The organism is Noviherbaspirillum denitrificans, assembly GCF_002211445.1.
Lineage (GTDB): Bacteria > Pseudomonadota > Gammaproteobacteria > Burkholderiales > Burkholderiaceae_D > Noviherbaspirillum > Noviherbaspirillum denitrificans.
Map to the genome: position 1 here is coordinate 266,308 of NZ_LSTO01000001.1, position 3,439 is coordinate 269,746.

Here is a 3,439-nt window from a genome sequence, read left to right on the forward strand (position 1 = left end):
GGCGGCTGCGATGCGGACGGCTTGACCGTATCCGCGGGGCGGGCGCCGTCAAGCGCCGGAATCTGGATGGGTTTCAGCGCCGGCAAGGGCTGCGGAAGAATGCCGGACATATCATTGTCCGCCCCCGGCATGGCCGCCTGGTCAAGCTTGGTCGACAGTTGCCGGAACAGCGCATCGGCGAGCCCGACACCCTTGCTGGCCAGCGTCTGGCTCAGCTGCTGGTCGAGCATGGATGTGTACATGCGGCTCTGCTGGCTGTCGAACATGCCGTCCTGCGGTGTCGCATCGCGCATGCTCTTCATGACCATGTTCATGAACAGGGCTTCGAACTGCTGCGCCGCGCCCTTGAGCGCCTCGGGTGAATTCTGGCGGGCCGCCTGGCGCAACTCGCCGACGTCCTTGACGTCAATGGCGAGTTTTCCTGTGAGGCTGTTGGTGGAAGAGATCATGGCGTCAGATGATTTCCAGCTCGGCGCGCAATGAACCCGCGGCCTTCATCGCCTGCAGGATGGCCAGCAAGTCTTGCGGCGTCGCGCCGATCGCGTTGAGTGCCTTGACCACGTCCGCCAGCGAGGTGCCGCCCTTGAGCATCAGCACCTGGCCGGGTTCCTTCTGGATTTCGATCTGCGACGTCTGGGTAACCACGGTCTGGCCGCCAGAGAACGGCCCCGGCTGGCTGACGGCGGGCGTGGTATTGATGACCACCGACAGGTTGCCGTGGGAGACCGCGCAGCTGTCCAGTGTTACGGCCTGGTTCATCACCACCGAGCCGGTCCGCGCATTGAGGATCACTTTCGCCGACATCTGCGCCGGGGTCACCTGCAGGCTTTCCAGTGCGCCGAGGAAGGCGACCCGCTCGTCGCTGCCAACGGGCGCACGCACGCGGATCACGCGGCCATCCTGGGCCGCAGCCGTCTCCGCGCCGAAGCGACGGTTGACTGCTTCGACCACACGGCTGGCGGTGGAGAAATCCGTGTCATTCAGTTCCAGGTAGACCGCCTCGCCCTGACCGAGTGTAGTCGGTACAGCACGTTCCACCGTCGCTCCAGCGGAAATCCGTCCGACGCTCAAATGATTGACCTGCGCCTTGCTTCCGCTCGCCGCCGCGCCAACACCGCCGACCAGGACATTGCCCTGCGCGATGCCATAAATTTGTCCGTCCGCGCCTTTCAGCGGCGTCATGAGCAGCGTGCCGCCACGCAGGCTCTTTGCATTGCCCATCGACGAGACGGTGACGTCAAGCGTCTGTCCGGGCTGCGCGAAAGCCGGCAGCGATGTCGTGACAACCACGGCGGCCACGTTCTTGAGCTGCAAGCTGGTTCCCGGCGGCACATTGACACCCAGGCTCTGCAGCATGCTCACCACGCTTTGCACGGTAAACGGCGTCTGTGTCGTCTGGTCGCCGCTGCCGTCGAGGCCGACAACCAGGCCGTATCCGATCAGCTGGTTCTGCCGCACGCCCTGGATGCTCGCAATGTCCTTCAGCCGCTCCGCATGGGCGACCGGCGAGGACATCAAGACGGTGGCGCCGAACATGGCGGCGAGGGCGGTGCGCATCAGGAGGAATTTCGGTTTCATGGAGAGCTCGCTTTCCCCGTCACAGTGGCAGGATGCTCAGGAAGAAACGCGTCAGCTGCGACATCATCTCGGCCTTGTCGATCCGGCTGTTGGTGCGGTACTCGACGCGCGCATCCGACACCAGCGTCGACGACACGACATTGGCGTTGATGTTGTCCGGGTTGACGATGCCGGAGAAGCGGACGTATTCCACGCCCTTGTCCAGCGACACCTGCTTTTCTCCCGCCACGACGAGATTGCCGTTGGGGAGGACGTCGACGACCGTCACGGCGATCGTGCCGCTGAAGGTATTGCTCGAGCTGGCCGATCCCTTGTCCTCGAACTTGTTGGATGAATCTGCTGCAAGCGCCGCCTTCGCCGTGGTCGTTGCCGGGATGCCAAGCAGTTTCGGTGCGCTGAAGTCGACGCTGCCCGACTTCGACGTGGAATTGGCAGCCGTCTTGGCGGCGCTGGTCCGCTCGTTGATCGCGATCGTCAGCATATCGCCGACCATGCGCGCGCGGCGGTCTTCAAACATCGGACGATACGCCGCCGCCTGGAAAATCGAGCCGTTGGTCGGCGCCGGTGTTGCCATCCTCTGCTGGACGGGCGTGGTGGGCTGCTGGATGATGGAATCCGGCACCGTTGAACAACCGGCGGCGATGATTGCCATCGCTGCACCTGCCAGATAGATCGAAATTCGCTTCATCTCACCCTCGCCCCGATATCACCGATCAAAGCTGCGAGAGACGCTGCAGCATCTGGTCGGAAGTCTGGATCGCCTTGCTGTTGATTTCATAAGCGCGTTGCGTCTGGATCATGCTCACCAGTTCCTCGACCACGTTCACATTCGAGGTTTCCACGTAACCCTGAGCCAGGGTGCCGGCGCCATTGCTGCCAGGCGAATTGGTGCTCGGGCTGCCGGATGCGCTGGTTTCCACGTACAGGTTTTCCCCGCGCGACTCCAGGCCGGGCGGGTTGATGAAAGTGGACAACTGCAGGGTGCCGACCTGCACCGGCGCAGTCACGCCCGGCTGGGTCACCGACACCGTGCCGTCGCGGCCGATGTTCATGGTGATGGCATTTGCGGGAATGGTGATCGCCGGCTGCACGACGTAGCCGTTGGCCGTCACGATCTGCCCCTGACTATCGATGCTGAAGGAACCATCGCGCGTATAGGCGGCCGTCCCGTCCGGCATCAGCACCTGGAAAAAACCGGCGCCCTGGATCGCGACGTCCTTTTCATTATTCGTTTGCTGCAGGTTGCCCTGCGTGAAGATGCGTTCGGTCGACACCGGGCGCACACCGGTGCCGATCTGCAGGCCGGTGGGAAGCTGCGTCTGCTGCGACGACTGTGCACCGGGCTGACGCATGGTCTGGTACAGCAGGTCTTCGAACACTGCGCGCGAGCGCTTGAAGCCCGCGGTATTGACGTTGGCGAGGTTATTGGAAATGACGTCCATCTGCGTCTGCTGCGCATCAAGACCTGTCTTGGAAATCCATAGGGAACGAATCATTGTTTTCTCCAGTAACCCCTGCTTCTACTTGCTGACGACCGGGACATATGGTCCCCGGTCACATTCTGGCGGCTGCGTCAGCCTGCCAATGACATGAGCTGCGATGCCTTCTGCTCATTGCTTTCGGCGTTCTTCAGCAGGTTCATGTGCATTTCGAACTGCCGTGCCAGGCTGATCATGTTGACCATGGAATCGACGACGCTGACGTTGCTGCCTTCCAGCGATCCGCCGATCACGGCGACGCTCGCATCTGCATCCGCCTCCCCGCCTCCCTTGAGCCGGAACAGGCCATCGTCGCCGCGCACCAGCGACTCCTCCGGCGGATTGACCAGCTTGATGCGGCCGAGCGGCGTGGCGGGTCCAGG

Annotated in this window: 5 protein-coding genes; all 5 read right to left on the reverse strand. The window is 62.9% G+C overall.

All coding sequences use genetic code 11. The features are described from left to right. Positions 1-449 (reverse strand): rod-binding protein (locus tag AYR66_RS01330; RefSeq protein WP_206047015.1); only part of this gene is annotated, 449 nt, incomplete at its 3' end. A gap of 4 nt (positions 450-453) precedes the next feature. Then, positions 454-1,557 (reverse strand): flagellar basal body P-ring protein FlgI, encoded by a 1,104-nt coding sequence (locus tag AYR66_RS01335; RefSeq protein WP_088709545.1) that lies wholly within the window; start codon positions 1,555-1,557, stop codon positions 454-456. Positions 1,558-1,597: 40 nt separating this feature from the next. Next, positions 1,598-2,266: a flagellar basal body L-ring protein FlgH gene (locus AYR66_RS01340; RefSeq protein ID WP_088706006.1), complete on the reverse strand. Its 669-nt coding sequence runs from the start codon at positions 2,264-2,266 to the stop codon at positions 1,598-1,600. Between the two features lie 25 nt (positions 2,267-2,291). Beyond that, positions 2,292-3,074 (reverse strand): flagellar basal-body rod protein FlgG, encoded by a 783-nt coding sequence (gene flgG / locus AYR66_RS01345; RefSeq protein WP_088706007.1) that lies wholly within the window; start codon positions 3,072-3,074, stop codon positions 2,292-2,294. A gap of 77 nt (positions 3,075-3,151) precedes the next feature. Further along, the coding region (locus tag AYR66_RS01350) for a flagellar basal body rod C-terminal domain-containing protein (protein ID WP_272938318.1) at positions 3,152-3,439 on the reverse strand (288 nt) is incomplete at its 5' end.

Bases quoted from the DNA above. Each gene is read 5' to 3' on its own strand.
- AYR66_RS01340 (WP_088706006.1), bottom strand. From the start codon at position 2,266: ATGAAGCGAATTTCGATCTATCTGGCAGGTGCAGCGATGGCAATCATC.
- AYR66_RS01335 (WP_088709545.1), bottom strand. From the start codon at position 1,557: ATGCGCACCGCCCTCGCCGCCATGTTCGGCGCCACCGTCTTGATGTCC.
- flgG (WP_088706007.1), bottom strand. From the start codon at position 3,074: ATGATTCGTTCCCTATGGATTTCCAAGACAGGTCTTGATGCGCAGCAG.